Source organism: Xanthomonas cissicola (assembly GCF_008801575.1).
GTDB lineage: Bacteria > Pseudomonadota > Gammaproteobacteria > Xanthomonadales > Xanthomonadaceae > Xanthomonas > Xanthomonas cissicola.
This window is the reverse complement of sequence record NZ_VZPL01000223.1, coordinates 1-763: the sequence shown is the minus strand read 5'-3', so window position 1 is coordinate 763 and position 763 is coordinate 1. Positions and strand designations below refer to the sequence as shown.

The following is a 763-nucleotide window of genomic DNA, read 5'->3' as shown; positions in this document are numbered from 1 at the left end:
ACTGTTCCGTCGCTTGAAAGGCTACCGCCGGATTTTCTCGCGCTTCGAGAAGCTGGATGTCATGTTCCTTGGATTCCTCAGCTTCGTCCTAGTCGTTGATGGGCTTCGGATGTGTTAACAGGCCCTAATAAATATTATTTATATTCATTTTAATGCCATGTCGCAACGTTCCCGATTTTGAGCGGTGCATCAGTTTAAAATCCAATTCCTTGTCAGTTTCAACACCTGAGGCAATCTCCATCAGGAGCGCAATTGGGACTTCGTCGCAACGTGTCATGTCCGTAATTTGTCGCCGACGAGACAGTACTCAAGGTTTTTTGTTAGCCGCTCTTGATCAGCCAAGCCTCGACGGCAATGCCGAGCATGATTTTTCAGTGCCTCCATCAAGCAGCTGTTGGCCTGACCGAGGGCTAGCACCTCGCCGCGTCGTTGACCAGGTGGACTGCAGCACTTGGTCAACGACGGCCGTTGGCCCCGTGGACAAGCCGGGGGCGTCGCCCCGCAACGCACGGGCATGGCGACGGGTCGAAGAGTTCTTAGAGTGGCGCATCCAGTTCAATCAACTCGACGCAGCGGTGCCAGCGTTGCGGGCATCAAGTCCTGATCGCCGACACTTTTGGCGAGCCTTTACAGCCAGGGTTCACCCCCGTTTTCACGGACACTTACAAGAAGGCCGATCAAGGCCATGAGGAGTGTTCATGTCAAAGCGCAGGAAGTTCACTGCCGAGTTCAAGCGTGGCGCGGTTGAGCAGGCCAGCCAGCC

General features: G+C 54.7%; 1 pseudogene. It reads left to right on the top strand.

Annotation, left to right across the window (positions count from 1 at the left end):
* Positions 1–118, top strand: a pseudogene (locus F7R02_RS25710) (IS5-like element ISCARN85 family transposase); the annotation flags it as partial.
* Between the last annotated feature and the right edge of the window lie 645 nt (positions 119–763).